The organism is Achromobacter insolitus, from assembly GCF_002209555.1.
Lineage (GTDB): Bacteria > Pseudomonadota > Gammaproteobacteria > Burkholderiales > Burkholderiaceae_B > Achromobacter > Achromobacter insolitus.
In genome coordinates, this window is record NZ_NJIF01000001.1 from 610,706 (window position 1) to 637,297 (window position 26,592).

General features: G+C 64.2%; 21 protein-coding genes. 6 read left to right on the forward strand and 15 right to left on the reverse strand.

Going from position 1 to position 26,592, the window contains the following annotated elements; all coding sequences use genetic code 11:
- Positions 1-74: 74 nt before the first annotated feature.
- On the reverse strand, positions 75-1,043 hold the full coding sequence (locus CEY08_RS02720) for a uracil-DNA glycosylase (RefSeq protein ID WP_076815841.1): 969 nt from the start codon (positions 1,041-1,043) through the stop codon (positions 75-77).
- Positions 1,040-2,287, reverse strand: a complete 1,248-nt coding sequence (locus CEY08_RS02725) for a bifunctional tRNA (adenosine(37)-N6)-threonylcarbamoyltransferase complex dimerization subunit type 1 TsaB/ribosomal protein alanine acetyltransferase RimI (RefSeq protein WP_063959855.1) — start codon at positions 2,285-2,287, stop codon at positions 1,040-1,042. The genes CEY08_RS02720 and CEY08_RS02725 overlap by 4 nt, the downstream gene beginning before the upstream one ends.
- Before the next feature lie 142 nt (positions 2,288-2,429).
- On the opposite strand from CEY08_RS02725, the gene risA reads away from it, so the two are divergent.
- From risA to CEY08_RS02745, 4 genes are all read left to right on the forward strand, one after another.
- Positions 2,430-3,164, forward strand: a complete 735-nt coding sequence (risA, locus tag CEY08_RS02730) for a response regulator transcription factor RisA (protein WP_013392162.1) — start codon at positions 2,430-2,432, stop codon at positions 3,162-3,164.
- A 34-nt stretch (positions 3,165-3,198) separates the two neighbouring features.
- A complete protein-coding gene (gene risS / locus CEY08_RS02735) occupies positions 3,199-4,593 on the forward strand; it encodes a sensor histidine kinase RisS (protein WP_063642036.1) in 1,395 nt (464 codons plus the stop codon).
- A gap of 57 nt (positions 4,594-4,650) precedes the next feature.
- Complete coding sequence (locus CEY08_RS02740) at positions 4,651-5,199, forward strand: peroxiredoxin (protein WP_006389231.1); 549 nt, start codon at positions 4,651-4,653, stop codon at positions 5,197-5,199.
- A 74-nt stretch (positions 5,200-5,273) separates the two neighbouring features.
- Complete coding sequence (locus tag CEY08_RS02745) at positions 5,274-5,792, forward strand: carboxymuconolactone decarboxylase family protein (protein ID WP_042796792.1); 519 nt, start codon at positions 5,274-5,276, stop codon at positions 5,790-5,792.
- A gap of 73 nt (positions 5,793-5,865) precedes the next feature.
- Here CEY08_RS02745 and CEY08_RS02750 read toward each other — a convergent pair whose 3' ends face one another.
- The 3 genes from CEY08_RS02750 to ispD all read right to left on the reverse strand — a co-directional run bounded on the left by CEY08_RS02750 (position 5,866) and on the right by ispD (position 9,246).
- The gene (locus CEY08_RS02750) at positions 5,866-7,932 is read right to left on the reverse strand and encodes a DUF4344 domain-containing metallopeptidase (RefSeq protein ID WP_076815844.1); all 2,067 of its coding nucleotides are present in this window, start codon (positions 7,930-7,932) and stop codon (positions 5,866-5,868) included.
- 142 nt (positions 7,933-8,074) lie between these two features.
- The gene (gene ispF, locus CEY08_RS02755; protein WP_042796791.1) at positions 8,075-8,566 is read right to left on the reverse strand and encodes a 2-C-methyl-D-erythritol 2,4-cyclodiphosphate synthase; all 492 of its coding nucleotides are present in this window, start codon (positions 8,564-8,566) and stop codon (positions 8,075-8,077) included.
- Positions 8,563-9,246 (reverse strand): 2-C-methyl-D-erythritol 4-phosphate cytidylyltransferase, encoded by a 684-nt coding sequence (ispD, locus tag CEY08_RS02760; protein WP_063959857.1) that lies wholly within the window; start codon positions 9,244-9,246, stop codon positions 8,563-8,565. Before ispD ends, ispF begins: the two co-directional genes overlap by 4 nt.
- 29 nt (positions 9,247-9,275) lie before the next feature.
- On the opposite strand from ispD, the gene mfd reads away from it, so the two are divergent.
- Positions 9,276-12,758 carry a transcription-repair coupling factor gene (mfd, locus tag CEY08_RS02765; RefSeq protein WP_063642039.1) on the forward strand — a complete coding sequence of 1,161 codons (3,483 nt, stop codon included), beginning with the start codon at positions 9,276-9,278 and terminating at the stop codon, positions 12,756-12,758.
- A gap of 23 nt (positions 12,759-12,781) precedes the next feature.
- Positions 12,782-13,639: a phosphoserine phosphatase SerB gene (serB, locus tag CEY08_RS02770; RefSeq protein WP_063642322.1), complete on the forward strand. Its 858-nt coding sequence runs from the start codon at positions 12,782-12,784 to the stop codon at positions 13,637-13,639.
- Positions 13,640-13,715: 76 nt separating this feature from the next.
- On the opposite strand, the gene CEY08_RS02775 is transcribed toward serB, so the two are convergent.
- The 10 genes from CEY08_RS02775 to nuoG form a co-directional block, all read right to left on the reverse strand.
- Complete coding sequence (locus CEY08_RS02775) at positions 13,716-15,992, reverse strand: TonB-dependent receptor (protein WP_063642040.1); 2,277 nt, start codon at positions 15,990-15,992, stop codon at positions 13,716-13,718.
- Between the two features lie 331 nt (positions 15,993-16,323).
- Positions 16,324-16,653, reverse strand: coding sequence for a DUF2818 family protein (locus CEY08_RS02780; protein WP_042796787.1), 330 nt, complete (start codon positions 16,651-16,653; stop codon positions 16,324-16,326).
- Positions 16,654-16,667: 14 nt separating this feature from the next.
- Positions 16,668-18,152, reverse strand: a complete 1,485-nt coding sequence (gene nuoN, locus CEY08_RS02785) for an NADH-quinone oxidoreductase subunit NuoN (protein ID WP_042796786.1) — start codon at positions 18,150-18,152, stop codon at positions 16,668-16,670.
- Positions 18,153-18,161: 9 nt separating this feature from the next.
- Positions 18,162-19,664: an NADH-quinone oxidoreductase subunit M gene (locus tag CEY08_RS02790; protein ID WP_042796785.1), complete on the reverse strand. Its 1,503-nt coding sequence runs from the start codon at positions 19,662-19,664 to the stop codon at positions 18,162-18,164.
- Complete coding sequence (gene nuoL, locus CEY08_RS02795; RefSeq protein WP_063642042.1) at positions 19,661-21,682, reverse strand: NADH-quinone oxidoreductase subunit L; 2,022 nt, start codon at positions 21,680-21,682, stop codon at positions 19,661-19,663. The genes CEY08_RS02790 and nuoL overlap by 4 nt, the downstream gene beginning before the upstream one ends.
- 17 nt (positions 21,683-21,699) lie before the next feature.
- A complete protein-coding gene (gene nuoK / locus CEY08_RS02800) occupies positions 21,700-22,008 on the reverse strand; it encodes an NADH-quinone oxidoreductase subunit NuoK (protein WP_006217969.1) in 309 nt (102 codons plus the stop codon).
- Positions 22,005-22,655 (reverse strand): NADH-quinone oxidoreductase subunit J, encoded by a 651-nt coding sequence (locus CEY08_RS02805; protein ID WP_042796784.1) that lies wholly within the window; start codon positions 22,653-22,655, stop codon positions 22,005-22,007. Before CEY08_RS02805 ends, nuoK begins: the two co-directional genes overlap by 4 nt.
- A 17-nt stretch (positions 22,656-22,672) precedes the next feature.
- A complete protein-coding gene (nuoI, locus tag CEY08_RS02810; RefSeq protein ID WP_042796783.1) occupies positions 22,673-23,161 on the reverse strand; it encodes an NADH-quinone oxidoreductase subunit NuoI in 489 nt (162 codons plus the stop codon).
- A 21-nt stretch (positions 23,162-23,182) separates the two neighbouring features.
- Positions 23,183-24,256, reverse strand: coding sequence for an NADH-quinone oxidoreductase subunit NuoH (gene nuoH / locus CEY08_RS02815; RefSeq protein ID WP_042796782.1), 1,074 nt, complete (start codon positions 24,254-24,256; stop codon positions 23,183-23,185).
- Positions 24,256-26,583, reverse strand: a complete 2,328-nt coding sequence (gene nuoG, locus CEY08_RS02820; RefSeq protein ID WP_076815846.1) for an NADH-quinone oxidoreductase subunit NuoG — start codon at positions 26,581-26,583, stop codon at positions 24,256-24,258. Before nuoG ends, nuoH begins: the two co-directional genes overlap by 1 nt.
- Positions 26,584-26,592: the final 9 nt, after the last annotated feature.

Genomic DNA, 26,592 nt, shown 5'->3' on the forward strand with positions numbered 1-26,592 from the left:
GCAGGTTCAGAACGAAAAAAACCGGGCGATGGCCCGGTTTTTTTATTTGGTCCGCAGATCCAGCGGCGCCGACCTCAGCCCAACCGCGCAACCGCCAGCCGCAAGTCTTGCCACGCGCGCGCCTTCTCGCTCGGACTGCGCAGCAGATAAGCGGGGTGGTAGCTCACAACCACCGGAATCTCCAGACCCTCGTCGGTCTTCAGCTGGTGGATGCGGCCCCGCAGGCTGCCTATGGTGGCGTCGGTGCCCAGCAGCGTCTGTGCCGCAAAACGCCCCAGCACCAGGATCCGCTCAGGCTTGAGCAGCGCGATCTGGCGCATCAGGTAGGGGCTGCACGCCGCAATTTCCTCAGGCTTGGGATTGCGGTTGCCAGGCGGACGGCATTTGATGACATTGGTGATGAACACATCGCGTTCGCGGCTCATGGACACCGAGGACAGCATCGCGTCCAGCAACTGGCCTGAACGGCCGACGAAAGGCTGCCCTTGCCGGTCTTCCTGCTCGCCAGGAGCCTCGCCCACCACCAGCCAGCGGGTCGGCTGGCCGCCATGGCCGAACACCGCGTTGCGCCGGCCCTTGCACAAGCCACAGGCCTCGCAGGCGAGGACCTGGTCATGCATTTCTTCCAGCGTGGCGTTGCGGATCGCTTCGGCCACAGGGACCGGCGGCGGTGGCGGCGCCTCGGCCTCAACCTTCGGGACCGGACGCGGCGGCGGGCCGCTGCGGTTCAGGATCGACGCAGGTATGCCGGGACGTCCAGGTACGGCTTCCGCGGGAGCCGAGGCGTCGGGAGCCTGCGCCTGGGCGGTCGGCGTGCCGACCTGGGGGGACCGCGGCGCAGGCGGCGCCTCGGCTGCGGGCGTTTGCACCGAAGGCGGCAAAACCTCCTTGGAAACAAGAACTTGCGGCTCCGCGGCAGGCCGGTTGACGGCCGGCGCCGGACGCAGCCACAGCCGCTCCATGCCGATCTCGCGCAGCCAGATGCGCTGTAGCGGATTGACGCGAGGCGCGGCCGACGGCGGCGCTGCAGTGGGCTGGCTCATGCCGCCCCTCCACCCGCCGCGAAATGCTTCTGCATGACCAGCGCATCTTCCCTGCCGCCTTTCTCGGCCGGGTAATAGCCCCGGCGCATGCCGATCTGCAGATATCCGTGCCGCTTATAGAAACTGATGGCCGAGGCGTTGGACGGGCGCACTTCCAGCAGTACGCCCTCCAGGCCCCGTTCGCGCGCCTGCTGTTCACACCAATCGAGCAACACGCCGCCCAGGCCCTGGCGGTGCAACGGCTTCGCCACGGCGATCACGAGCAGGTGAGCCACGTCGGGCGCGAACATCAGCACGCAGAATCCCGCCACTTTGCCTTCCCGCCGCAGCACCCAGGCGCCATAACCCGCCGCCAGGGCGTCGGCGAAATTGCCGCGGGTCCAGGGAAACGCCTGCACGTGCGCTTCCAGCGCCACGACCTCTTCCAGATCGGCGTCGGTCATCGGTTGAGGCACGGAAGCGGCCAGCGAGGACTGGGCTTTCGGATTGCCGCCCTCGCCGCGCATGCGCTCGGCCGTCGTGAACGCCACCTTGTCGCGCACGTACAGCGGCGCGGCCAGCTCCGGCGCCAGGGCCTCGCCCCGCATCCAGCCCTGGCGTCCCAGGCGCGCGACGCTGGCCGCTTCGGGCCGCTGCGCGCCGGCGGCTCGCCGCCAGGGAGACTGCATCTCCGACGCGTAGGCATCCCAGGCATCGCCGGCCAGCAGCAGGTCCAGCGGCCGGCCCGCGCGGGCCGACCATCCAGGCAGATGATGGGCGGTCCAGGGCACCACTTCAGCTGCAGCAATCAGTAGCGGCGCCTGCAGGACTTCCCAGGAAATTTCACCATCCGAAACGTCCGCCTGGCGGTAGACGGCCAGATAGACTTCATTCATGCGGGCATCCAGCGCCACCACGATCGCGTCCGCAGGCGTGGCATCCACCTGTGCGGCGACCGCCTGATGAGAGACAATGGGAAGTACCGGGATGCCCAGGCCCAAGCCCATGCCTTGAGCCACGCCGCAAGCCACCCGCAGGCCGGTAAAGCCGCCCGGCCCCTGGCCGAACGCCACCGCATGCAAGGCGGAAGGCGCAAGTCCGGAGGCCGCCAGCAGCTCGTTGGCCATGGGCAAGAGCCGTTCCGCGTGCTCCTGGGAGCCTTCATGTTCCCTGACACTGACCTCCAGGCGGCCATCGGCCGCCCGCAGCAGGGCCACGCCGCAACGGGACGAAGAAGTTTCCAAAGCCAGCAGGTTTAGTTCCATAGGTGCAGATTGTACGAAATACCGCGACTCCGCCCCCGGTTATCAGGGGGATGTCAGGGGGATTTCAACCATGGATCGCAATGTGTAATATCTTGTGAACGCCCACTAGCCGCTGGTTCTTGCCACTGTTACATTTCCGGCCATGAATACGCAAAACACCACCCCCACCCGAAAAATCCTCGTCGTCGACGATGATCCGCGCTTGCGCGATTTGCTGCGTCGGTACTTATCCGAACAGGGATTCAACGTTTTCGTTGCCGAAGACGCCAAAGAGATGGGCAAACTCTGGCAACGCGAGCATTTCGACCTGCTCGTGCTGGATCTGATGCTGCCCGGGGAAGATGGCCTGTCCATCTGTCGCCGGCTGCGCGGTGGTCACGACAACACGCCCATCATCATGCTGACGGCCAAGGCGGAAGAAATCGACCGCATCGTCGGCCTGGAAATGGGCGCGGACGATTACCTGTCCAAACCGTTCAATCCTCGCGAACTGCTGGCTCGGATCAACGCGATCCTGCGCCGCCGCGGCACCGAGGAACATCCCGGCGCCCCCAGCCAGGAAAACGAATCCATCGCCTTCGGCCCCTACACGCTGAACCTGTCCACCCGCACGCTCACGCGCAATGGCGAACAAGTGCCCATCACCACCGGCGAATTCTCGGTGCTGAAGGTGTTTGCCCGCCACCCGAAGATCCCGCTGTCGCGCGACAAGCTCATGGAACTGGCGCGCGGCCGCGAATACGAAGCCTTCGATCGCAGCCTGGACGTGCAGATCTCGCGCCTGCGCAAATTGATCGAACCCAATCCGTCCAAGCCCGTATTCATCCAGACCGTCTGGGGTCTCGGATACGTGTTCGTGCCGGACGGTGGTAGCTGATCGACTCGCCCGCCCCGGGCAGGAGCGCAGCCTCGTGCCCCGCTTGCGCAGAACCTTCAGGAACCTGACATCACGTTTGCGGCTCGGCTTGTTCGGCCGCACGTTCCTGTTGCTCGCCGCGCTGATGCTCGTCAGCCTGGGCGCGTGGCTACAAGTTTTCTTCAGCATGGAGCTGGGACCGCGCGCCAATCAAATGGCGCAGCGGGTGATCACGGCCGTCAATATCACGCGCACCGCGCTGATCTACTCCCATAACGACGAACGCAGCAAGCTCCTGCTGGACCTGGCCACCAACGAAGGCATCCAGGTCTATCCGCGCGAAGTCACCGACTTCGCCGAGGCCCTTCCCGACGACGACTACTGGCAACGCGTTGCCCAGCACATCCGCACGCGCTTTGGCCCGGAGACGCAGATCGCCTGGGGCGTGAACCAGGTGCCCGGCTTCTGGGTCAGTTTCCAGATAGAAAAAGACCTTTACTGGCTGGTGTTCGAGCGCGAGCAGATCGGCCTGACCGGTGGGATCGAATGGCTGGGCTGGGGCGCCACGGCGCTATTGCTATCTCTGGTGGGCGCCGCGGTCAGCGTGGGCTTCGTCAACCGGCCGCTATCGCGCCTGGCCAGGGCTGCCCAGGTGCTCTCGCGCGGTGAGACCCCCGCTGCCCTGCCCGAGCAAGGCCCCCTGGAAATCCGCGACCTGAACGCTTCGTTCAACCGCATGGCCAAGGACCTGCGACAGGCCGAGGCCGACCGCGAGCTGATGCTGGCCGGGATCTCGCACGACCTGCGCACGCCGCTTGCCCGCATGCGCCTGGAAATCGAGCTCAGCGGGGTATCCGAGGACGCGCGCCAGGCCATCGACGAGGATCTGGGCCAGATCGACCACAGTATCGGCCAATTGATGGAGTACGCGCGCCCGGCCGGCACGCTGCCTCAACTGGCCACGGATATTTCCGCGGTGCTGGCCGAACTCTACGAACGCGAACGCAGCCATACGGCGTCCGTGGGCGGAGAGCTGGAGGCCACTCTGGAGCCGGGCCTGCGCGCCCGCATCACGGCGCTGGACCTCAAGCGCATCGTCAGCAACCTGATCGAGAACGCCCGGCGTTATGGCCGCTCCAGCGATGGCATGGCGCATCTCGTCATGACATTGCAAGCTGAAGGCTCCATGATCGTGATCGAGGTCTCGGACCGTGGTCCCGGCATCGCCCCCGAGGACGTGGATCGCCTCTTGCGGCCTTTCTCGCGCGGCGAGGCGGCACGCACCGGAGTCAGCGGCGCCGGCCTGGGACTGGCCATCGTGGAGCGCCTGCTCAAGCACGTCGGCGGCTCGCTGCGCATGCTGCCCCGTGAAGGCGGCGGCCTGACCGCAAGGATAGAGTTGCCCAAAGCGAAGTTTAGGAATTATCAATTAGACAATGAAAATCCATAGCGTAGAATTTATGGTTTGAGGCACAGGCCTTAATTCCACCAACAACTGGGAGTAAACATGAAAACTGTTGGCGACAAACTCGAGCCCTTCAAGGTCACCGGCGTCAAGCCCGGCTTCAACCAACACGAAGAAAATGGCGTGTCGGCGTTTGAAGACATCACCGAAAGCTCGTTCCCCGGCAAGTGGAAGGTCATCTACTTCTACCCGAAAGACTTCACGTTTGTTTGCCCGACCGAAATCGTCGGCTTCAACAAGCTGGCCAAGGATTTCGAAGACCGCGACGCCGTCCTGCTGGGCGGTTCGAGCGACAACGAATTCGTCAAGCTGGCATGGCGTCGTGAGCACCCGGACCTGAACAAGCTGGGTCACTACCAATTCGGCGACACCACCGGCGCCCTGATCGACCAACTGGGCGTGCGTGAAAAGGGCGCTGGCGTTGCCCTGCGCGCCACGTTCATCGTCGATCCGGACAACACGATCCAGCACGTTTCGGTGAACAACCTGAACGTCGGCCGTAACCCGGAAGAAGTTCTGCGTCTGCTCGACGGCCTGCAAACCGACGAGCTGTGCCCGTGCAACCGTACGGTTGGCGGCGCCACGCTGTAATTTCCAGCCCGGCCCGGGACCCGCTGGCGGGTCCTGCGCTGGGCTTTAACTGCGCTAGATTATAGGTAAAAACTATGGAATTTCTTACGACCATTAAGGAACAGCTGCCGGATTGGGCCAAGGACATCCGCCTGAATCTGGACGCCGTGATCGCCCGCTCGACGCTGGCCCCTGAAGATGCCGTGGGCGCCGCCCTGTCCGCCGCCTACGCCGCGCGCAGCCCGGTGCTGGTCGAAGCCTTCAAGAGCGGCCTGTCGGAAGGCGACGCCAACGCCGCGCTGACGGCCTCGGCCCTCATGGGCATGAACAACACCTGGTATCCGTACGTGGAAATGACGGGCGATGCCCAATTGAAGAGCCTGCCGGCCCAATTGCGCATGAACGCCTACGCCACTCACGGCGGCGTGGAAAAGAAGCGCTTCGAGCTGTTTGCCCTGGTGGCCTCCATCATCGGCAAGTGCCATTTCTGCGTGGCTTCGCACTACGAAAACCTGAAGAACGACGGCCTGTCGACCGAGCAGTTGCGTGATGCCGGCCGCATCGCTGCCGTAGTCAACGCCGCAGCCCTGGCGCTGGCCGCCCAAGGCAAGTAAGGCGCAAGGCAAAAAGAAACCCGCCTGCATTGCGCAGGCGGGTTTTTCTATTGCCGGGCGATGCTGCGATGGCTCACTTCTTCGGCATGGTCGAGGTCGTGGGCAGGCCATTGGCGGCCCAGGCCTCCACGCCGCCACGGTACCAGTACACAGTCCATCCCAGGGTGCCTGCGCGCAGCGCCGCGTTGTAGGCCGAACGATCATTCATGCTGGCGCCCAGGAATACGACGGGCGCGTCCCGCTTGCCGCCGTTCTGCTTCAGCAGCCAGGCATCGAGTTCGGTTTGCAGATGGTCGGTCACGCTGCCGTCCGAGCCCGCATCGGCCAGCGGATAGGCGATTGGCACCGTATCGCGCAAACCGCTCGTATCAACGATCAGAAGATTCTTGTCGTTCTGGATCATCCCGATCAGGTCGCCGGTCGTGATCACCTTGGCGCGGTAGATCTTGTTTGGCGTCGGCCCCTTGTACGGCGAGGTGAACAGCATGGTCGTGGCGGGCACGCCGAAGTCCTTCAGCTCGTCGATGGCGCTGGGAGGCATGCCTTGCCCAGGCGCCGGTTGCTGCCGCGGCGCCGCCGGCGCTGCGCCTCCCTGCTCGGCAACCTCGCCCCCCACGGTCCCCATCTCGATATCCGAGATCATTACCGCGATGTTCTCGATCAGCTCGTAGCACATCGTGATGGAACCCTCGCGCGGGGCGTACCAGGCATTCAACTGGCCACAGTCCTTGAACACCACGTTCACCGGACGGGGCAACACATAGGTCTGCCCCAGCAGCTTGATGTTGTTCGTGATCGCATCCGAAAGATTGTTCGCGAACAGGTTGCCGATCTTGCGCTTGGACGGCTGGAAAACCACGTTCACCGGCGCACCGGGCGCATTCGCCGGCTGCAGACCCTCGGGCGTCCAGGTGCCCACGCGGGTATGCGGCGCCAGGATCTTGCGCCAGGCGCGGTTCTGCTTGTTGAATTCGTCCGCGCAGCGCGCGCGGGTCCGGTCTTCCAGGCCGACGTGCTTGGCGATGGACTCGAACACGCCAGGGTTGCCGCCATACATGACGCAAAGCATGTTGCGGAACCGCTTCAGGTCGCCAGTGTGCTCATCCTGCCACGCCGAGGAAGTGTCCGCCCCCCTGCGCTCGGCCAGCTTGCCGCTGTAATACCACTGCAAGGCGGCGTACTTCGCCGCATCCTGCGCCATGATGTTCACTTCCTTGTTGTCCGACGGATACATGGTCGGCTCGACGATCTGCAACGCGGAGTAGATATCGACGGCATCCTCTTCCGCTCCCGTCGAGGGCAGCTCCAGCTCGCCGATCAGGGCGTGCCCGAACTCGTGCATGAAGATGCTGCGCATGATGCCGATATACACCGACACGATACGCATGGTGTCGCCGCCAAAGCGCGGATACGGCCCCGCTCCGGGCAAGGCAGCACCGCCGTTGCCGGCCCCTTGCGCGGCAGTGGGCGCCTGCGCCTGGGGCTTCTGCGCCGCCCCCGAGCCGCCGCGAGTCGGCAGGGTGCCGGCCGCCGGCGCCGCCTCGGACTGGCCGGTCATGGTGATCTTGAAGTCGGCGACGCCGAAAGTGCCCACATCGTAGGCCATGATGCCGAGTTCGGAGCCCGTCGCGGGCTCGTTGCTGACGTCGCCGATCTGCTTGCCATTCACAATGAAGCGGGCCGCGCCGGGCAACTCGACCACGCGGATCCGGTCGGAACCGTCCAGCTTCGCCACATTGGGCAGCGAGGCGATGTCCCGGCGGTTCTGCCCCTGCAGACAGAACAACAGCGTGTTCTTGTCGGCAGTCAATTCAAGCAGGCACAGGCTCTTGTTGGCGCGGTTGCTCAGGGCAATGCCGATGGACGCTTTGGGATTCGGGGATTTGACGACCACATTGACGTCGGTCACGCGGCCCGAGTCAGGCGCCGGGCCGACATTCATGTACAGGGTCTGTTCGCTGTCGGCCTTCGAGGCGTTATGCAGAGTGAACCATCCGTCCTGCACGCCGGCGGTCCAACCCTCCTGCATCTGCTGCTTGACCACGCCGGCTAGCGGACCTAGCTGCTGTTCATACTGCGCGTGCGCGGGTGAACTCAATGCGCCGAAGACGGCAACCAGGGCGATGCCACGTAAATGCATCCGAATGTCTCTGTAGTCGAAATGAAGTAGCGCAGAATATGCCAGATCAATTCGACTCGCTTATTCATTTGTTAAAGATGTATCCAAACTAAATGAATAGCGAAAAAATGCATTCGGACGCTGGCTAAAACCCCTAGCGCGGCTAGCTCGCCACGCGCGACAGCAGCGCCACCACCGTGGCCGCGATACCCTCCTTGCGCCCCAGGTAGCCCAGGCCCTCGTTGGTCTTGGCCTTGATGTTGACTTCGGTCTCGGCCAGCCCCGTGTCGGCGGCAATGTTCTTCACCATGGCCGGCGCATGCGGACCGATTTTGGGCGCCTGCGCATGCAGCGTGGCGTCGATATTCACCGGTTCCCAGCCCGCCGCGCGCACGCGTGCCATGGCCTCGCGCAGCAGCACGCGGCTGTCGGCGCCCTTGAAGGCCGGATCGGTATCCGGAAAGTGACGCCCGATATCGCCCAGGCCAGCGGCCCCAAGCAGCGCGTCGGTAATCGCGTGCAGCAGGACGTCCGCATCCGAATGCCCCAGCAGGCCATGCGTGTGGGGAATCGTCACGCCGCCGATGATCAGCGGGCGGCCCTCGACCAGCGCATGCACGTCAAAGCCCTGGCCGACGCGGAAAGGAATACTCATAACCATTTTTCCATCAGTTCGAAATCATCCGGCCATGTCACCTTGAAATTGCGCATGGCACCGGGCACGAGCAGCGGCGCATAGCCCGCCGCCTCGATGGCCGAAGCCTCGTCGGTGACCGCCACGCCGCTCACGGAAGCCTCCGTCAGCGCGTCACGCAGCACGCCAGCCCGGAACATCTGCGGAGTCTGCGCCAGCCACAGGCCATTGCGGTCCAACGTGCGCTCCACGCGCTCATGGCCTGCCTTGACCGTATCCGCCACCGGCAATGCCAACAAACCCCCGACGGGGTCGCCGAGACAGGCGTCGATCAGGCGTCCGAGTGCGGCGGCCGGCAGCCCGGGACGCGCGGCATCGTGCACCAGCACCCAGGTATCGTCGGCCACGCCGCTATCGGCCAGCGCGCCAGCCACGGTATCGGCGCGCGTCGCGCCTCCGCAGGCCCGCCATACCGTGCGGGGCAGGCCCGCCAGCGCGGCGTCCACCCAGCCATCGCCGGGGGTCACGGCGACGCGCACCTGCGAGATGCGCTCGTCGGCCAGCAGTGCGCATACCGCGTGGCGCAGCATGGGCTGTCCGGACAACGGACGATATTGCTTGGGCACGGTTTCGTGCCCGGGCCGGCTGGCGCGAGCCCCTACGCCCGCTGCGGGCACGATTGCAATGAGGGAGGCAGACATGGTGCGGTGATTTTATAATCTTCCGCTTGATGCCTGCTTCCAGCCTGATGCCCGCCCCCTCTACCTCCGCCACAGCCGCGCCTCCCGTTCCCGCGACGGCCCCCACCCTGTCCGCCCTGAAGGCCGGTACGCGCTATGCTCAGCCGCGCCCTCCGGGTTCCGGCGACGCCTGGCTGCTGGCTGACCTGGCGCGGCAGGCCTCCGCGCCGCTGGTCATCCTGACCGCCGAGCCCGTCGAGGCCCAGCGCCTGGCCGAGGAAATCCAGCTGTTCGCGCCGGACCTGCGCGTGCGCCAGCTGCCCGACTGGGAAACGCTGCCCTACGACGCGTTTTCGCCGCACCAGGATCTGATCTCGGAGCGCCTGCACACCCTGCATTCGCTGATGACGAAGTCGGTGGACGTGCTGACGGTGCCGGTCACGACCGCGCTGTACCGCCTGGCGCCTCCCTCCTTCCTCGCGGCCTACACGTTTTCGTTCAAGCAAAAGGACAAGCTCAACGAAGCGGCGCTGCGCGCCCAGCTGACGCTGGCGAACTACAACCACGTCACGCAGGTGACGGCGCCCGGGGAATTCTGCCTGCGCGGCGGCTTGATCGACCTGTTTCCCATGGGCTCGGTGGTGCCGTACCGCCTGGACCTGTTCGACGACGAGATCGAGACCATCCGCAGTTTCGACGTGGATACGCAGCGCAGCCTGTATCCGGTGCGCGAGGTGCAACTGCTGCCCGGTCGCGAATTCCCCATGGATGAGGACGCGCGTAACCGATTCCGCGCGCGCTTTCGCGAAGTGTTCGAGGGCGACCCGTCGCGCGCGCTGCCTTACAAGGACATCGGCAATGGCATTCCGTTTGCAGGCGTCGAGTACTACCTGCCGCTCTTCTTCGAGGAAACGGCAACGCTGTTCGACTACCTGACGGAAGGCACGGTCACCGTCACGGTGGGTGACATCGACGACGCGATCCAGCGCTTCAACCAGGACACTTCCAGCCGCTACGGCTTCCTCAAGAGCGACCGCGAGCGGCCGGTGCTCCCGCCGTCCGAACTGTTCCTGGACAACGAGGCGCTCTACGCCCGGCTGAAAGAATTCCGCCGGCTGTCACTTGCCGCCGGCCAACCGCATCCGGACTTTCGTGCCGCGCCCGACGTCAGCGTGGCCAGGCGCTCCGAGGACCCGATCGCCAAGCTGCGAACGCTGGTGCAGTCTGGCCAGACGCGCGTACTGCTGTGCGCCGACTCCGCCGGCCGGCGCGAGACCCTGGTGCAGATGCTGAATGAGTTCGGCGTCACCCCCGACGCGCAACCGGACACCATTGAAGCCTTCCTGGCGTCGGACGCCCATTTCGGCATCGTCGCCGCGCCGCTTTCCACCGGCTTCGGGCTACCCCAGGCCAACCTGGCCTTCCTGACCGAAAACGACCTGTATCCTGGCCTGGCGACCACCGGCCGTCGCGGCAAGCGCGACCAGGAACGCGCCAGCAACGTCGAAGCCATGGTGCGGGACCTGTCCGAGCTGCGCGCGGGCGACCCGGTCGTGCATGCGCAGCACGGGATTGGCCGCTACCACGGCCTGGTCAACATGGACATGGGCGAGGGAGGAATGGAATTCCTCCATCTCGAATATGCCAATGGCAGCACGCTGTACGTGCCCGTGTCGCAGCTGCACGTGATCGCCCGCTACAGCGGCGCCGATCCAGAGGCCGCGCCCCTGCACCAGCTGGGTTCCGGGCAGTGGGACAAGGCGCGCCGCAAGGCGGCCCGCCAGGTCCGCGACACCGCCGCCGAACTGCTGGCCTTGTATGCCCAGCGCGCCGCGCGCGAAGGCTACGCCTTCAATCTGCCGCTCAACGACTACCAGGCTTTCGCAGAAGGCTTCGGCTTCGAGGAAACGGCCGACCAGGCCGCCGCCATCGAAGCCGTCATCGCCGACATGACTTCCGGGCGGCCCATGGACCGCCTGGTCTGCGGCGACGTCGGCTTCGGCAAGACCGAAGTGGCGCTGCGCGCCGCATTCCTGGCCGTGGCCAACGGCAAGCAGGTCGCCCTGCTCTGCCCCACTACGCTGCTGGCCGAGCAACATGCGCAGACCTTTTCGGACCGCTTTGCCGACTGGCCCGTAAAAGTGGTGGAGCTGTCCCGCTTCCGCTCCGCCAAAGAGGTCTCCGCCGCCATCGAAGGCATCAACGATGGCCGGGTGGACATCGTCATCGGCACCCACAAGATCCTGTCCAAGGATGTGAAGTTCAAGCGCCTGGGCCTGGTCATCATCGACGAGGAACACCGTTTCGGCGTACGCCAGAAGGAAGCTCTGAAGGCGTTGCGCGCCGAGGTCGACGTGCTGACTCTTACCGCCACGCCCATTCCCCGCACGCTGGGCATGTCGCTGGAAGGCATCCGCGACTTCTCCGTCATCGCCACGGCGCCGCAAAAGCGCCTGGCCATCAAGACCTTCGTGCGGCGCGAGGACGGCAGCACCCTGCGCGAAGCGCTGCTGCGCGAGCTCAAGCGCGGCGGCCAGTGCTATTTCCTGCACAACGAGGTCGAGACCATCCACAACCGCCGAGCCCGCCTGGAAGAGCTGGTGCCCGAGGCCCGCATCGCGGTCGCCCACGGCCAGATGCCCGAGCGCGAGCTGGAACAGGTAATGAAGGGGTTCTACCAGCAGCGCTACAACGTGCTGCTGTGCACCACCATTATCGAGACCGGCATCGACGTGCCCAGCGCCAACACCATCGTTATCCACCGGGCGGACCGCTTCGGGCTGGCCCAGTTGCACCAGCTGCGCGGCCGCGTCGGACGGTCCCACCACCAAGCCTACGCGTACTTGCTGACCCCAGGCGAAGACGCCATCACCAATAACGCAAAAAAGCGCCTGGAAGCGATCCAGGCCATGGAAGAGCTCGGTTCCGGCTTTTACCTGGCCATGCACGACCTGGAGATCCGGGGCACGGGCGAAGTGCTCGGTGATTCGCAATCCGGCAATATCCAGGAGGTGGGCTTCTCGATGTACAACGAGATGCTCAACGAGGCGGTCCGCGCGCTGCGCGCCGGCGAAGAACCGGATCTGGACGCGCCTTTCAACCTGGCCTGCGAAGTCAACCTACACGCTCCGGCGCTGTTGCCATCCGACTATTGCGCCGATGTCCACGCCCGCCTGGGCATCTATAAGCGCCTGGCGCATGCCGCGGATGAAGACGACCTGATCCAGATCCAGGAAGAACTGATCGACCGCTTCGGCAAACTGCCCGAAGCCGCCCAGACGCTGCTTGGCACTCACCGGCTGCGTCTTGCCGCCCAGCCCCTGGGCATCGTCAAGATCGACGCCAGCGAGACCCAGGCGCTGCTGCAATTCGGCCCCAAGACCTCGGTCGACCCCGCCAAGATCATCGAACTCGTACAGCGCCAGCGCCACATCAAACTGGCGGGACAGGATAAATTGCGGGTTGAGATCAAGGCCGCGCAAATCCCGGCCCGCGCCGACGCCGTGCGCGCCGTGCTGCGCGCCCTGAAGTAATTGCCCAACCCATGCAGATTTCCATGACTACCCATCACCTCGTTGTCCAATCCCCCGGCCTGACCGTGGAACATGCGGAACAGCTGGCGGCGCTTGCCCAGGCGCAAGGCGTCGCACGCATCAGCGCCACCGCCGCCCGCCTGCTCGACGTGCAGCACGACGACGCCACTCGCGCCGACGTCGTGGGCTGGGCCGAGCGCCATGGCGTCGACACTGCCTTCCTGCCCGCGGGCACGAAGCTGTCGGCATGCAAAGTGCTGGCCATGGACATGGACTCCACGCTGATCAACATCGAATGCATCGACGAGATCGCGGGCATGGCAGGCCTGAAGGACAAGGTCTCCGAAATTACCGAGGCCGCCATGCGCGGCGAAATCAAGGATTTCTCGGAAAGCCTGCGCCGTCGGGTTGCCCTGCTAGAAGGCGTGCCCGCCTCTGCGCTGGAGCAGGTCTACGAGGAAAAGCTGCGCCTGAATCCCGGCGCCGAGCGCCTGATCACCACGGCCCAGGCAGCCGGCATAAAGGTACTGTTGGTCTCAGGCGGCTTTACCTTTTTCACGGAGCGCCTGCGGCAGCGCCTGAACCTGGATAGCGCCCATGCCAATACCCTGGAAGTCGCCAACGGCGTGCTGACCGGCAAGGTCCTGGGCGACATCCTGGATGCCGACGCCAAGGAGGCCCACCTGCGCGAGTTCGCCCGCCAGCATGGCGCGTCCCGCGAACAGATCATCGCCATGGGCGACGGCGCCAACGACCTCAAGATGCTCGGCATCGCGGGCTTCCCCGTGGCATACCACGCCAAGCCGCTGGTGCGGCAACAGACGCGCTACGCGCTCAACGTGTCGGGACTGGACGGGGTGCTGAACTGGTTCGAAAGCTGACCACAACGCGCCGGGATCCCCGCGTTCCGACATAAAAAAAGCCACCTCTCGGTGGCTTTTTCATTGCTTCGATGGATCAGTACCGCACGCGCAGCGAAAGCAGCGCCGCCCGGCCGGTACCCAGCGCCGCATAGTGCGCCGCGTAGGCCTTGGTGTAGTACGTTTCGTCGAAAATGTTCAGCACGTTCAGCTGCGCCGACATATGCTCGTTGAATTCGTAGGCCGCCATGGCATCGAAGCGCCAGTACGAAGGCACCCAGCGAGCCTTGGGCGTGCCGTCGGCGTTCTTCGTGGAGTCCGAGTTGCCGTACACCTTGTCGACGTAGTAAGCGCCGCCGCCGACCGTCAACTTGGGCAGCACCTTGTAGGTCGTCCACAGGCTGAAGGCATTGCGGGGCGTATTGGGCAGGTCCTGGCCCACGGCGCCGCTGTTGTAGGCGCCCTTGGTCATTTCGCTGTCCATGAAGGTGTAGCCGCCGAACACGTTCCACTTGGGCGTAATGCTGCCCGAGAAGCCCAGTTCGAAGCCACGCACCTTGGCTTCGCCAACCTGCGCGGTCTCGGTGGCCGACACGGCGACGCTGGTGTTCTTGCGGATGTCCTGGAAGGCGGCCGCGGACAGGGTCAGGCGGTCATCGAATACTTGCCACTTCGTGCCCAGTTCCACCGTGCGGCTCTTTTCCGGCTCGAGCGACTGGTTCGTCACCGACACAGCGTCGCTGATCGCGCTTGCAGCGATGGCCGACGGGGTGGACGAGGTGCCGTAGGTAGCGTAGATGGTGCCATTGGGCACCGGCTTATACGCAACGCCGACCTGGTAGTTGAAGAGGTTGTCCTCGCGGCTGGTGCTGTAGAACGCCGGGGTGCTGGCCGGATCGTTACGACCCTTCGCGATATTGCTGCCGCTGGTACGGTAGTTGTCCCAGCGCAGCCCAAGGCTGGCCTGCCATTGCTCGTTGAACTTGATCGTGTCAAAGCCGTACAGGGCGACCGTATCCGTGTTGTAGCGAGCCGGGTTGCCGTTGCGTTGCAAATGGCCAGGGTAATAGGTGCCCGGGTCCGGATCCCACAACGAGGCGCAGAGGGCCGGATTGGCGTAGGTATTCCTACCGTTCGCCGTGCCCGTCACGCAGCCGCTGGTACCGGCGGGTACGCCCGACTCGGTGTAGCCATCCTTGTCCTGCTTGATGTTGCTGTACTCGAAGCCCAGGTCAAACGAGTGATTCAGGCTGCCCGTATCGAATTCACCGGTCAGGTTGGTCTGGTTGGCAAAGCTCTTGGTGACGTAATAGCCCGACTTGAGCGCCCGGTACACCAGGCCGTTCGGAATGTTGCCCTTGCTGTCGTCCGGGTTGGTCGCCGCGAAATCGGTCGTACCGCGGCCGTAGCGCGTCACGTTGCGCAATTGCAGCTTGTCGGAGAAGTCGTGCTGGAAGTCCACGGTCGCGACGTCGTCGCGCGTCTTCATGAAGTCGCGGCCCTTCAGCCCGTAGAAGCTCTTGCGGCTCACGCCCATGGTCTCCGTCACCGGCTGACCCGTCTTCGGGTCATACGGGATGGAGTAATCCGGCATGCTGTCGTCTTGGTAGTGGTAGTAGCTCAACGTAATGCGGGTCGGCGTGCCCACGCCCAGCGTCAGCGATGGCGCCACGCCCCAGCGCTCGAAGTTCACCGCGTCGTCGCGGCCCGGGGTATCGCCCTTGTTGCCCATGACGTTCAGGCGAAACGCCGCCTTGTCGGCCAGGCGCCAGTTGCTGTCGATCGTTGCGCGGTAATTGCTGTCAGTGCCGATCTGCGCCGTAGCTTCCGTGAAATCGGCGGCCTTGGGCGTTTTGCTGACCATGTTGATGCTGCCACCCGCACCGCCGCGGCCCGAGTAGACGGAATCCGGTCCCTTGATGATTTCAACCTGCTCCAGGTTGAACGTGTCGCGCACCTGCGTGCTGGAATCGCGGATGCCGTCCAGGAAAATGCTGTTGGCGGAGTTCTGGCCACGAATGATGGGCAGGTCGCCGCCCGGGCGGCCGCCTTCGCCCGCGCCGAACGTAATACCGGGAGAGTTGCGCAGCACATCCTGGAGAGTCGAGGCGGCCTGGTCCTGGATGACCTGCTTGGGCACCACCTGGACGGTGCGCGGGGTATCCAGCAATGGCGCCGTGAACTTCGGCGACTGCGCCGTGGAGGTTTGGTAGGAAGACCCCTCACCCTCCACTCGCACGGGCGCAAGTTGCGTTACGCCAGAATCCGCGGATTGCGCGGCGGCGTAAGGGCTGATGAACAGCGCCGGTGCCGCGATGGCGGCGGCCAGGGAGGTAGTGAGCGTATTCAGCGAATACGTATCTTGGGGCTTCAAACCAGCTTCTCCGAATGTGAATAGCAACGATTCTTGTTTTTTTAACGTTTGCGATTCTGAACGCTGAGGCTGAATGAAACCTGAATGAAAGACTTAAACGCATCCAAAAGATGAAAAAACAACACCGTAGGCGGGTTTCCCCCAGGTATTGCGGCACCCTCTTCTGCGGAAAGCCAGGGATCTAGAACTCGAGGGGTGCCTCTCCGTTAAAAATGTCCGCAAACCGCCGAGAAACCCCGCTGGAGGGGCTTGCGCGCCTCAGCCGGCCACTCATGCGTACGCAAAAAAAAACGCCCCACAGGGCGTTTTTCGGAAATGGAGCCGCTTGCTTTCAGGCACGCAGGCGGGGATGCCGCTTGAACAGATAACGGTACACGAACCCCGGATAAGCCAGGACCAGGTACAGGCTCAGCGTGATGGCGTAGAACTCCCAGGTCTGGGAAAACCGGTTGCCCAGCGCGGACTCGAAAGCGAAGCCCAGCGCGCCGACGATCGCATAAAACACCAGCACTTCGACCAGGCGCATCCAGAACGGCTTGACCGCCGCCACCCCGCCCTGTTTCCACGGCATGACGGCGAATACCCGCTCCGTCAGGAACGGGAGATTCGCGCTGACCAAGGCCAGCGCGATCAGCAGCCATACCGCCAGAGTCTGGTTCATGGCCCCGTTTCCGCTTACAGGCTCAGCGAGCTGCGGATGGCCTGCACGCACAAGGCCATCAAGCCGCCGGGCAGGATCCCCAGGATCAGGATCAGCGCGCCGTTGACCGACAGCACACCGCGTTGGCCGCAGGTGGCGACCATCGGCGCCGCATCGGCGGCCGGCTCGTCGAAGTACACAACCTTGACCACGCGCAGGTAGTAGAAGGCGCCGATCAGGGAGAACAGCACGGCGATCACGGCCAGGGTCACGTGACCGGCGCTTACCAGCGCCTGCAGCACGGCCAGCTTGGCGTAGAAGCCCACCAGCGGCGGAATGCCAGCCAGCGAGAACATCAGCAGCAGGACAATGGCGGCATGCCACGGGCTGCGGCGGTTCAGGCCCTTCAGGTCATCGATGTGCTCGCATTCGAACCCTTGGCGCGACAGCAGCAAAACAATGCCGAAGCTGGCCAGCGTGGTCAGCACATAGGTCAGCATGTAGAACAGCGAGGCGCCATAGGCGGCCGACGACAGTTCCGGCTTGCCCGCGACCGAACCGGACATCAGGCCCAGCAGCACGAAGCCCATGTGCGAAATGGTCGAGTAGGCCAGCATGCGCTTGAAGTTGGTCTGCGCGATGGCGGTCAGGTTACCGATGGCCAGCGACAGCACCGCCAGGATCATCAGCATCGGCTGCCAGTCGGCGGCCAGGCCATGCAGGCCGTCCACCAGCAGGCGCAGCGTGATCGCGAAAGCGGCCAGCTTGGGCGCGCCGCCCAGGATCAGCGTGACGGCGGTCGGCGAACCTTGGTAGACGTCCGGCACCCACATGTGGAACGGCACCGCGCCCAGCTTGAACGCCAGACCCGACACCAGGAACACGATGCCGAATACCAGGGCGAGCTTCTCGGCCTTGCCCGCGGCGATGACCTTGGACACTTCGGCCAGATCCAGGTGGCCAGTGGCGCCGTAGATCATCGACATGCCATACAGCAGGAAGCCCGAGGCCAGCGCGCCAAGCACGAAATACTTCATGGCGGCTTCGGTGGCGACGACGTTGTCGCGACGCAGCGCGATCAGCGCGTACAGCGCCAGCGACATCAGCTCCAGGCCCAGGTAGATGGAGATCAGGTTCCCGGAGGAGATCATGACCATCTGGCCCAGCAGGGCGAACAACGTCAGGACGTAGAGTTCACCGCCTCGCATCATGTCGCGCACTTGCGCGTAGACGCGGCCGTAGACCAGGGTGGCGGCCACGGCGATGTAGGAAGCGATCTTCAGCAGATGCGACAGTTCGTCGGTAACGTACAGGCCGTTGAAGGTCGAGCCTACGACGCCATTCTTCCATTGCAGGGCCGACACCACGGTCAGCACGCCCAATGCCAGCATGGTCAGCAGGAACGTCGGCTTGCGCTCGGGGTGATTGCTGACCGCGTCGACGAGCAGGATAGCCAGGCCGAAAACCAGCAGGAGGATTTCCGGTGTCGCCAGGGCGAAATCGATTTGGGATTGCATCATTGTCTTGTCTTACAGTTTCGAGACGGCAACGTGTTGCAGCAGGGCCTCCACCGACACGTGCATCACGTCGGTAAAGGGCTTGGGATAGATCCCCATGTACAACACGGCGATCGCCATCACGCCAAGAATCACGAATTCGCGGCGGTTGATATCGGTCAGCTCGCGCACGTGATCATTGGCGACGTCGCCCAGCACCACGCGCTTGACCATCCACAGCGAATACGAAGCGCCCAGGATCAGGGCGGTCGCCGCCAGCAGGCCGATCCAGAAGTTGTGCTCGACCGCGCCCATGATCACCATGAATTCGCCGACGAAACCGCTGGTGGCCGGCAGGCCGCTGTTGGCCATCGAGAACAGGATGAAGAACGTAGCGAAGCGGGGCATGACATTGACCACGCCGCCGTAGTCGGCGATGCGGCGCGAGTGCATGCGGTCATAGAGCACGCCAATACACATGAACATGGCGCCCGACACGAAGCCGTGGGAAATCATCTGCACGATGGCGCCTTCGACGCCGGCCGTGTTGAAGATGAAGAAACCCAGCGTCACGAAGCCCATGTGGGCAACCGACGAATAAGCCACCAGCTTCTTCATGTCGTCCTGGACGATCGCAACCAGGCCGATGTAGATCACCGCGATCAGCGACAGCGTGATCATCAGGCCGGCCAGGCTGTGCGAGGCGTCCGGAGCGATAGGCAGCGAGAAGCGCAGGAAACCATAGGCGCCCAGCTTCAGCATGATCGCGGCCAGCACGATGGAGCCGCCCGTGGGGGCTTCGACGTGGGCGTCGGGCAACCACGTGTGGACCGGCCACATCGGCACCTTGACGGCAAAGGCCGCCAGCAAGGCCACGAAGATCAGGATCTGCGGGGTGTAGCCCAGCTTGGTCTGCTGCCAGGTCAGGATGTCGAACGAACCGCCCGAGACGTTCCAGAGGTACACGAACGCGACCAGCGTCAGGAGCGAGCCCATCAGCGTGTACAGGAAGAACTTGAACGCGGCGTAGACGCGGTTCGGGCCGCCCCAGACACCGATGATGATGTACATCGGGATCAGCGTGGCTTCGAAGAACACGTAGAACAGCATGCCGTCCAACGCGCAGAACACGCCCACCATCAGACCCGAGAGGATCAGGAAGGCAGCCATGTACTGGGCGACACGGCTGGTGATGACTTCCCAGCCGGCCAGCACCACGATGATGGTGATGAAGGCCGTCAGGAGCACGAACCACATCGAGATGCCGTCGATGCCGAGGTGGTAGTTGACGTTGAAGGCTTCGATCCAGGAAGCCTTTTCCACGAACTGCATGGCGGCCGTGGAGGAGTCAAAGCCCGTGTACAGCGGGATCGTGACGAGGAAACCGGCGATTGCGCCGACGAGCGACAGGCCGCGCGTCAGGCCGGGACGGTCGTCACGGCCCACCGCCAGCACCAGCAGGCCGAATACGATCGGGACAAAGATCGCAAGCGTGAGCCAGGGGAAAGTGTTGGATGCCATCTCGCTTGCCATCATTGGGGAATCAGCACAAAGAAAGTCACCAGCGCCATGATGCCGATGATCATCGCGAACGCGTAGTGATAGATGAAGCCGGACTGCAGGTGGCGGCTGATCGCTGCCACCCAGCCCACCACACGGGCGCTGCCGTTGATCAGCAGGCCGTCGATGATGCCGCGGTCACCGGTCTGCCACAGGCCACGGCCCAGGCAACGCATGCCGCGAGCGATGATCTGCTCGTTGATCCAATCCACGTAGTACTTGTTTTCGAGCACCTTGTTGATGCCCGACAGGCTGGACTGGATCTTGGCCGGCACCTTGGGGTTGATCAGGTAGCAGTACCAGGCGATGACCGCGCCAGCGACGACCAGCCAGAACGGAACCGTCTGGAAGGCATGCAGGCCGAAGGCCACCCAGCCGTGCCACTCTTCATGCAGCTCGTGCATGGCAGGATGCTGCGGCAGGACCTTGATGACGCCGTCGAAGAACTTGCCGAACAGCATCGGGTCGACCACCCAGGCGCCAATCAGCACCGAAGGGATCGCCAGCAGCACCAGCGGCAGCGTGACCACCCAGGGCGACTCATGCGGCTTGCCGCCATGATGGCCGTGGTCGTCGTGACCATGGTCATCGTGGCCATGGCCATGGCCGTGGTCGCTGGTGTCGAAGCGTTCCTTGCCGTGGAAGACCAGGAAGTATACGCGGAACGAGTACAGCGAGGTCACGAACACGCCGATCAGGGTGGCGTAGTACGCGAAGGTCGCGCCCCAGACGTTTGCGGCGCCGGCGGCCTCGATGATGTGTTCCTTCGAGTAGAAGCCCGAGAAGAACGGCGTGCCGACCAGGGCCAGCGTGCCCAGCAGGAAGGTGATCCAGGTGATGGGCATGTACTTGCGCAGGCCGCCCATGTTGCGGATGTCCTGGTCGTGGTGCATGCCGATGATGACCGAACCCGCGCCCAGGAACAGCAGCGCCTTGAAGAACGCGTGGGTCATCAGGTGGAAGATCGCGACCGAGTAGGCCGAAGCGCCCAGCGCAACCGTCATGTAGCCCAGCTGCGACAGCGTGGAGTACGCGACCACGCGCTTGATGTCGTTCTGGATGATGCCCAGTATGCCCAGGAACAGCGCGCCGATGGCGCCGATCACGATGATGAAGGACAGCGCGGTGTTCGACAGTTCGAACAGCGGCGAGAAGCGCGCGACCATGAAGATGCCGGCCGTCACCATGGTGGCGGCGTGGATCAGCGCGGAGATCGGGGTCGGGCCTTCCATCGAGTCAGGCAGCCAGGCGTGCAGCGGAACCTGGGCCGATTTGCCCATGGCGCCGATGAACAGGCAGATGCAGGCGACCGTCAGCAGCATCCAGTCGGAACCGGGCAGCGTCAGGGCAGCCAGCTTGTCGGCCTGGGCGAAGACTTCGCCGTAATGCATCGTGCCGGCGTAAGCGAACAGCAGGCCGATACCCAGCACGAAACCGAAGTCGCCAACACGGTTGATCAGGAACGCCTTCATGTTGGCGAAGATCGCCGTGGGACGCGTGTACCAGAAACCGATCAGCAGGTAGGACACGAGGCCCACCGCTTCCCAGCCGAAGAACAGCTGCACCATGTTGTTCGACATCACCAGCATCAGCATGGAGAACGTGAACAGCGAGATGTACGAGAAGAAGCGCTGGTAGCCGGGATCATCCGCCATGTAGCCGATGGTGTAGATGTGCACCATCAGCGACACCGAGGTCACCACGACCATCATCATGGCCGACAGCGGATCGATCAGGAAGCCGATTTCCAGCTTGGTCTGGCCGATCAGGCTCCAGGTGTAGACCGCGCCGTCAAAGCGCAGGCCATTGAGCACGTCGTTCAGCACCACCACCGAACCGATGGTGGAGATGAGCACGCCCAGGATGGTGATCATGTGCGAAGCACGGCGGCCGATGGGACGGCCCAGGAACCCGGTGCCGAAGAGGCCCGCGAGAATTGCCCCCGCCAGCGGAGCCAGCGCGATGAGCAAGTAGAGATTGGGTGAGCTAGACATTTTCTTCCAATACCCCGTCAGCCCTTCAGGCGATCGAGTTCGTCAACGTTGATCGTGTTCAGGTTGCGGAACAGCAGCACCAGGATGGCCAGGCCGATCGCCGCTTCGGCAGCGGCCACGGTCAGGATGAAGAACACGAACACCTGGCCGGCGGTGTCGCCGAACCAGCTGGAGAACGCCACGAAGTTCATGTTGACGGCCAGAAGCACCAGCTCGATGGACATCAGGAGAATGATCAGGTTGCGGCGGTTCAGGAAGATGCCGAAGATCCCGATGGCGAACAGGATCGCCCCGAGGATCAGGTAGTGGGCCAGCGTCAGCGTCATTTTTGTTCTCCTTGGGGCGCGGCGGCGGTCGGAGCGCCGTTCTGCGCCTGGGCACGCTCGCTCTGGGCGGGCATGCTCACCATGCGGTAACGGTCCTTCGAGCGCACGCGGACGGCGGCCACCGGGTCGTTGTACTTCACGTCGCGGCGGCGGCGCAGGGTCAGCGCGATGGCGGCAACCATGCCCACCAGCAGCAGCGCGGCGCCCACTTCAATCGCGTAGATGTACTGGGTGTACATGGCCTCGCCCAGCGCGCGGGCGTTGTTGTAGTCACCGGCGACGGGGGCTTGCGGGCCCGCGCCGTACCAGGTCGAACCCAGCACGAAGGCCATCTCCAGCACCATGACCAGGCCAATCACCAGGCCCAGCGGCAGGTAGGTCTTCAGGCCCTGGCGCAAGGCATCCATGCGGATGTCGAGCATCATCACGACGAAGAGGAAGAGCACCATCACGGCGCCCACGTATACCAGCACCAGCAGCAGCGCAAGGAACTCGGCGCCAAGCAGCATCCACAGCATGGCTGCGTTGACGAACGCCAGGATCAGGTGCAGGACTGCGGTAACCGGGCTGCGCGCGGTGATCACGCGGAACGCCGCGATCACCAGCACCGCGGCCAGTATGTAAAACAGGACAGTGGTAAAAGTCATGGATCAGGTCCTGGGCTTCAACGGTAGGGAGCGTCTTCGGCCCGGCGACGGGCGATGTCGGCTTCGTAGCGGTCGCCCACGGCGAGCAGCATGTCTTTGGTGAAATACAGGTCGCCGCGCTTTTCACCGTGGTATTCGTGGATGTGCGTTTCCACGATGGAGTCCACGGGGCAGCTTTCCTCACAGAAGCCGCAGAAAATGCACTTGGTCAGGTCGATGTCGTAGCGCGTGGTACGGCGAGTGCCGTCGTCACGCTGGTCCGACTCGATCGTGATCGCCAGCGCGGGACACACGGCTTCGCACAGCTTGCACGCGATGCAACGCTCTTCCCCATTGGGGTAGCGGCGCAGCGCATGCAGGCCACGGAAACGCGCCGACGCAGGCGTCTTTTCCTGGGGGTAGCGCAAGGTGACCTTGCGCTTGAAGAAATACTTGCCCGTCAGGCGCATGCCCTTGAGCAACTCGGTCAGCATCAGGCTGCCGAAGAAATCCTTGATCGCTTCCATATCCTGCCTCTGCCTGGCGGCTTAGCGCCAAATGTTCCAGGGCGTCTGCATCCAGATCGCCACCACGACCAGCCAAACGCCGGTCAGCGGGATGAAGATTTTCCAACCCAAGCGCATGATCTGGTCATAGCGGTAGCGCGGGAACGACGCGCGGAACCACACGAACAACGAGACCACGACGAACGTCTTGAGACCCAGCCAGATCCAACCCGGAATCCAGGTCAGCGGCGCGATGTCGATCGGGGAAGCCCAGCCGCCCAGGAACATGATCGAGGCCATGCAGGACAACAGGATCATGTTGGCGTATTCGCCCAGGAAGAACAGCGCGAACGCCATGCCCGAGTATTCGACCATGTGGCCGGCCACGATTTCCGATTCGCCTTCGACCACGTCGAACGGGTGGCGGTTGGTTTCGGCCACGGCCGAAATCACGTAGATGACGAACAACGGCAAGAGCGGCAGCCAGTTCCAGGAGAGGAACGTCAGGCCCTTGTCGGCGAACCAGCCGCGATTCTGCACGTGCACGATCTCGGACATGTTCAGGCTGCCCGATACCAGCAGCACCGTCACCAGAACGAAGCCGATGGCCAGTTCGTACGACAGCATCTGCGCCGAAGCGCGCAACGCGCCCAGGAAGGCGTACTTGGAGTTGGACGCCCAGCCCGCGACGATCACGCCGTACACGCCGACCGAGGTAATGGCCATGATGTACAGCAGACCGGCGTTGACGTTGGCCAGGACCACGTCGGGGCCGAACGGCACCACCGCCCATGCGGCCAGCGCCGGCATGAGCGTGACCACCGGGGCCACGATGAACAGGACCTTGTTGGCCTGCGTCGGAACCACCACTTCCTTGGTCAACAGCTTGAACACGTCGGCAAACGGCTGCAGCAGCCCCTTGAAACCCACGCGGTTCGGACCCATGCGCACGTGCATGGCGCCGATCATCTTGCGTTCCCAGTACGTAAGGTAAGCCACGCACAGGATGATGGGCACGGCGATGATCACAATCTTGATGAGGGTCCAGAGGACCATCCAGACCGTCGGGCCCAGCAATGCCGTACCCTGGCTCTCAAGAACATTAAGCCATTCCATCAGGCACGCTCCACGCTGATTTGACCGAATGCGCCACCCAGGGCCGCGGTGTTTTCAAAGGCTGCGGAGATGCGCACGGCGCGGTCGGCCACGGCATCGTCCTGCACGGTTTCGAGTTCGACGGCGCCCTGCCCGCTCGACACGCGCACCTTGACCCCGGCCGTCAGGCCCAGGCTGGTGAGCGTGCGGCCGTTCATGGCGGCAGCCGGCCTCTTGGAGGCCGGGGCCGCTTGCAGCGGCTCCGAACGGCGAACCATGGCGTCGGTGCGGTAGATCGGCACGTCGGCGACACGCTCCAGGCCGCTGGCGACCTGACCCAGGCCCAGCGGAGCCTTGATCTCGTTGGACAGGCGGCCTTCGATGCCGCCAGCCAGCACGGCGTCGCGCACGGACTCGGAGGTTTCATCGTCAAAGCCGGCCAGGTGCAGGACGTTGCCCAGCACGCGCAGGACCTTCCAGCCCGGACGGGTCTGGCCAAACGGCGTGACCGTGCCCTTGAAGCTCTGGGGCAGGCCTTGCGCGTTGACGAAAGTGCCCGAGGTTTCGGTGAACGGCGACACCGGCAGCATGACGTCCGCCCACTCGGCCGCGGCCGAACGGTAAGGCGTCAAGGCCACGGCGAACTGCGCGCCGCGCAGCGCGGCGATGGCTTGCTGGCCGTTGTCGGCATCCAGGAGCGGCTCGGCGTGCAGGACCACGTAGGCCTTCAGCGGCTCGGCCAGCATGGCGGCGGCATTCTTGCCGCCCTTGCCCGGGATGGCGCCAGCCAGGTAACCGCCAACGGTGTTGCCGCCGGAGGTCAGGAAACCGAACTTGCCACCGGCCAATTCAGCTACGGCGCGGCCGTTGGCGGCCAGCGTCGAGGCCTGGGCGCTGGCCACGGCCAGGTTGCCCATCAGCACGGCAGTATTGGCGCCGGAAGCCAGGCTGGCGGCGATGAGCTTGGCGTTTTCGCCGGGGACGACCGAGGAGAACTCGGCCGGGACGGCCTGTTCCTTGGCCTGGGCCAGGGCGACGGCCACTTCGGCCAGCGCGCGCGCCAGCTCGGACGGGGCCACGGTAATGCGGGCGGCCACGGGCATCAGCGGATCGTCGGCAGCGCTGTCGACCATCAGGATCTGGGTGCCGCGCTTGGCGGCCTGGCGCAGGCGCTGCGCCATCAGCGGATGGTCCTTGCGCAGGAAAGAACCCACGACCAGGACGCGGTCCAGGTTGTCGAGTTCGGCGATGGGCATGCCCAGCCAGGGCGCGCCCGTCAGGGCGGCGTCAAAAGCCGGATCCGTCTGGCGCAGGCGGAAATCGATGTTCTCGGAACCCAGCGAGCGGACCAGGCGGCCCAGCAGTGCGTATTCCTCGGTGGTGGCGTATTCGGACGCCAGCGCGCCGATCTGGCCGGCGCCGAAGCTGTCGCGCACGCGGGACAGGCCCTGGGCGACAGCGGCCAGCGCATCGCTCCAGGAGGCTTCCTGCCACTTGCCATCGGTGCCCTTGATCATCGGAGCCGACAGGCGGTCTTCGCTGTTCAGGCCTTCGTACGAGAAGCGGTCGCGGTCGCTGATCCAGCATTCGTTGACGGCTTCGTCTTCGAACGGAACCACGCGCATGACGCGGTCGCCCTTGACCTGCACCACCAGGTTGGCGCCCAGGCTGTCGTGCGGGCTGACCGAACGGCGGCGAGCCAGTTCCCAGGTACGCGCGCTGTAGCGGAAGGGCTTGGAGGTCAGCGCGCCCACCGGACAGATGTCGATCATGTTGCCCGACAATTCTGACTCGATCGAGCGGCCGACGAAGGTCGTGATCTCGGAGTGCTCGCCACGGCCCAGCATGCCCAGTTCCATGACGCCGGCGATTTCCTGGCCGAAGCGCACGCAGCGGGTGCAGTGGATGCAGCGGCTCATTTCCTCGGCGGAAACCAGCGGACCCAGGTCCTTGTGGAACACCACGCGCTTTTCTTCCTGGTAACGCGAGGAAGAACCGCCGTAGCCCACGGCCAGATCCTGCAGCTGGCATTCGCCGCCCTGATCGCAGATCGGGCAGTCGAGCGGGTGATTGATGAGCAAGAATTCCATCACCGACTTCTGAGCGGCGCGAGCCTTCTCGGAGCAGGTGTGGACGACCATGCCGTTGGTCACGGGCGTGGCGCAGGCGGGCAGCGCCTTGGGCGCCTTTTCCACTTCAACCAGGCACATGCGGCAATTGGCCGCGATGGACAGTTTCTTGTGGTAGCAGAAATGCGGCACGTAAAGCCCGACTTTCTGGGCGGCATGCATGACCATGCTGCCTTCGGGCACTTCGACCTTGTTGCCGTCGACGGTTAGTTCAACCATTGCTGTTCC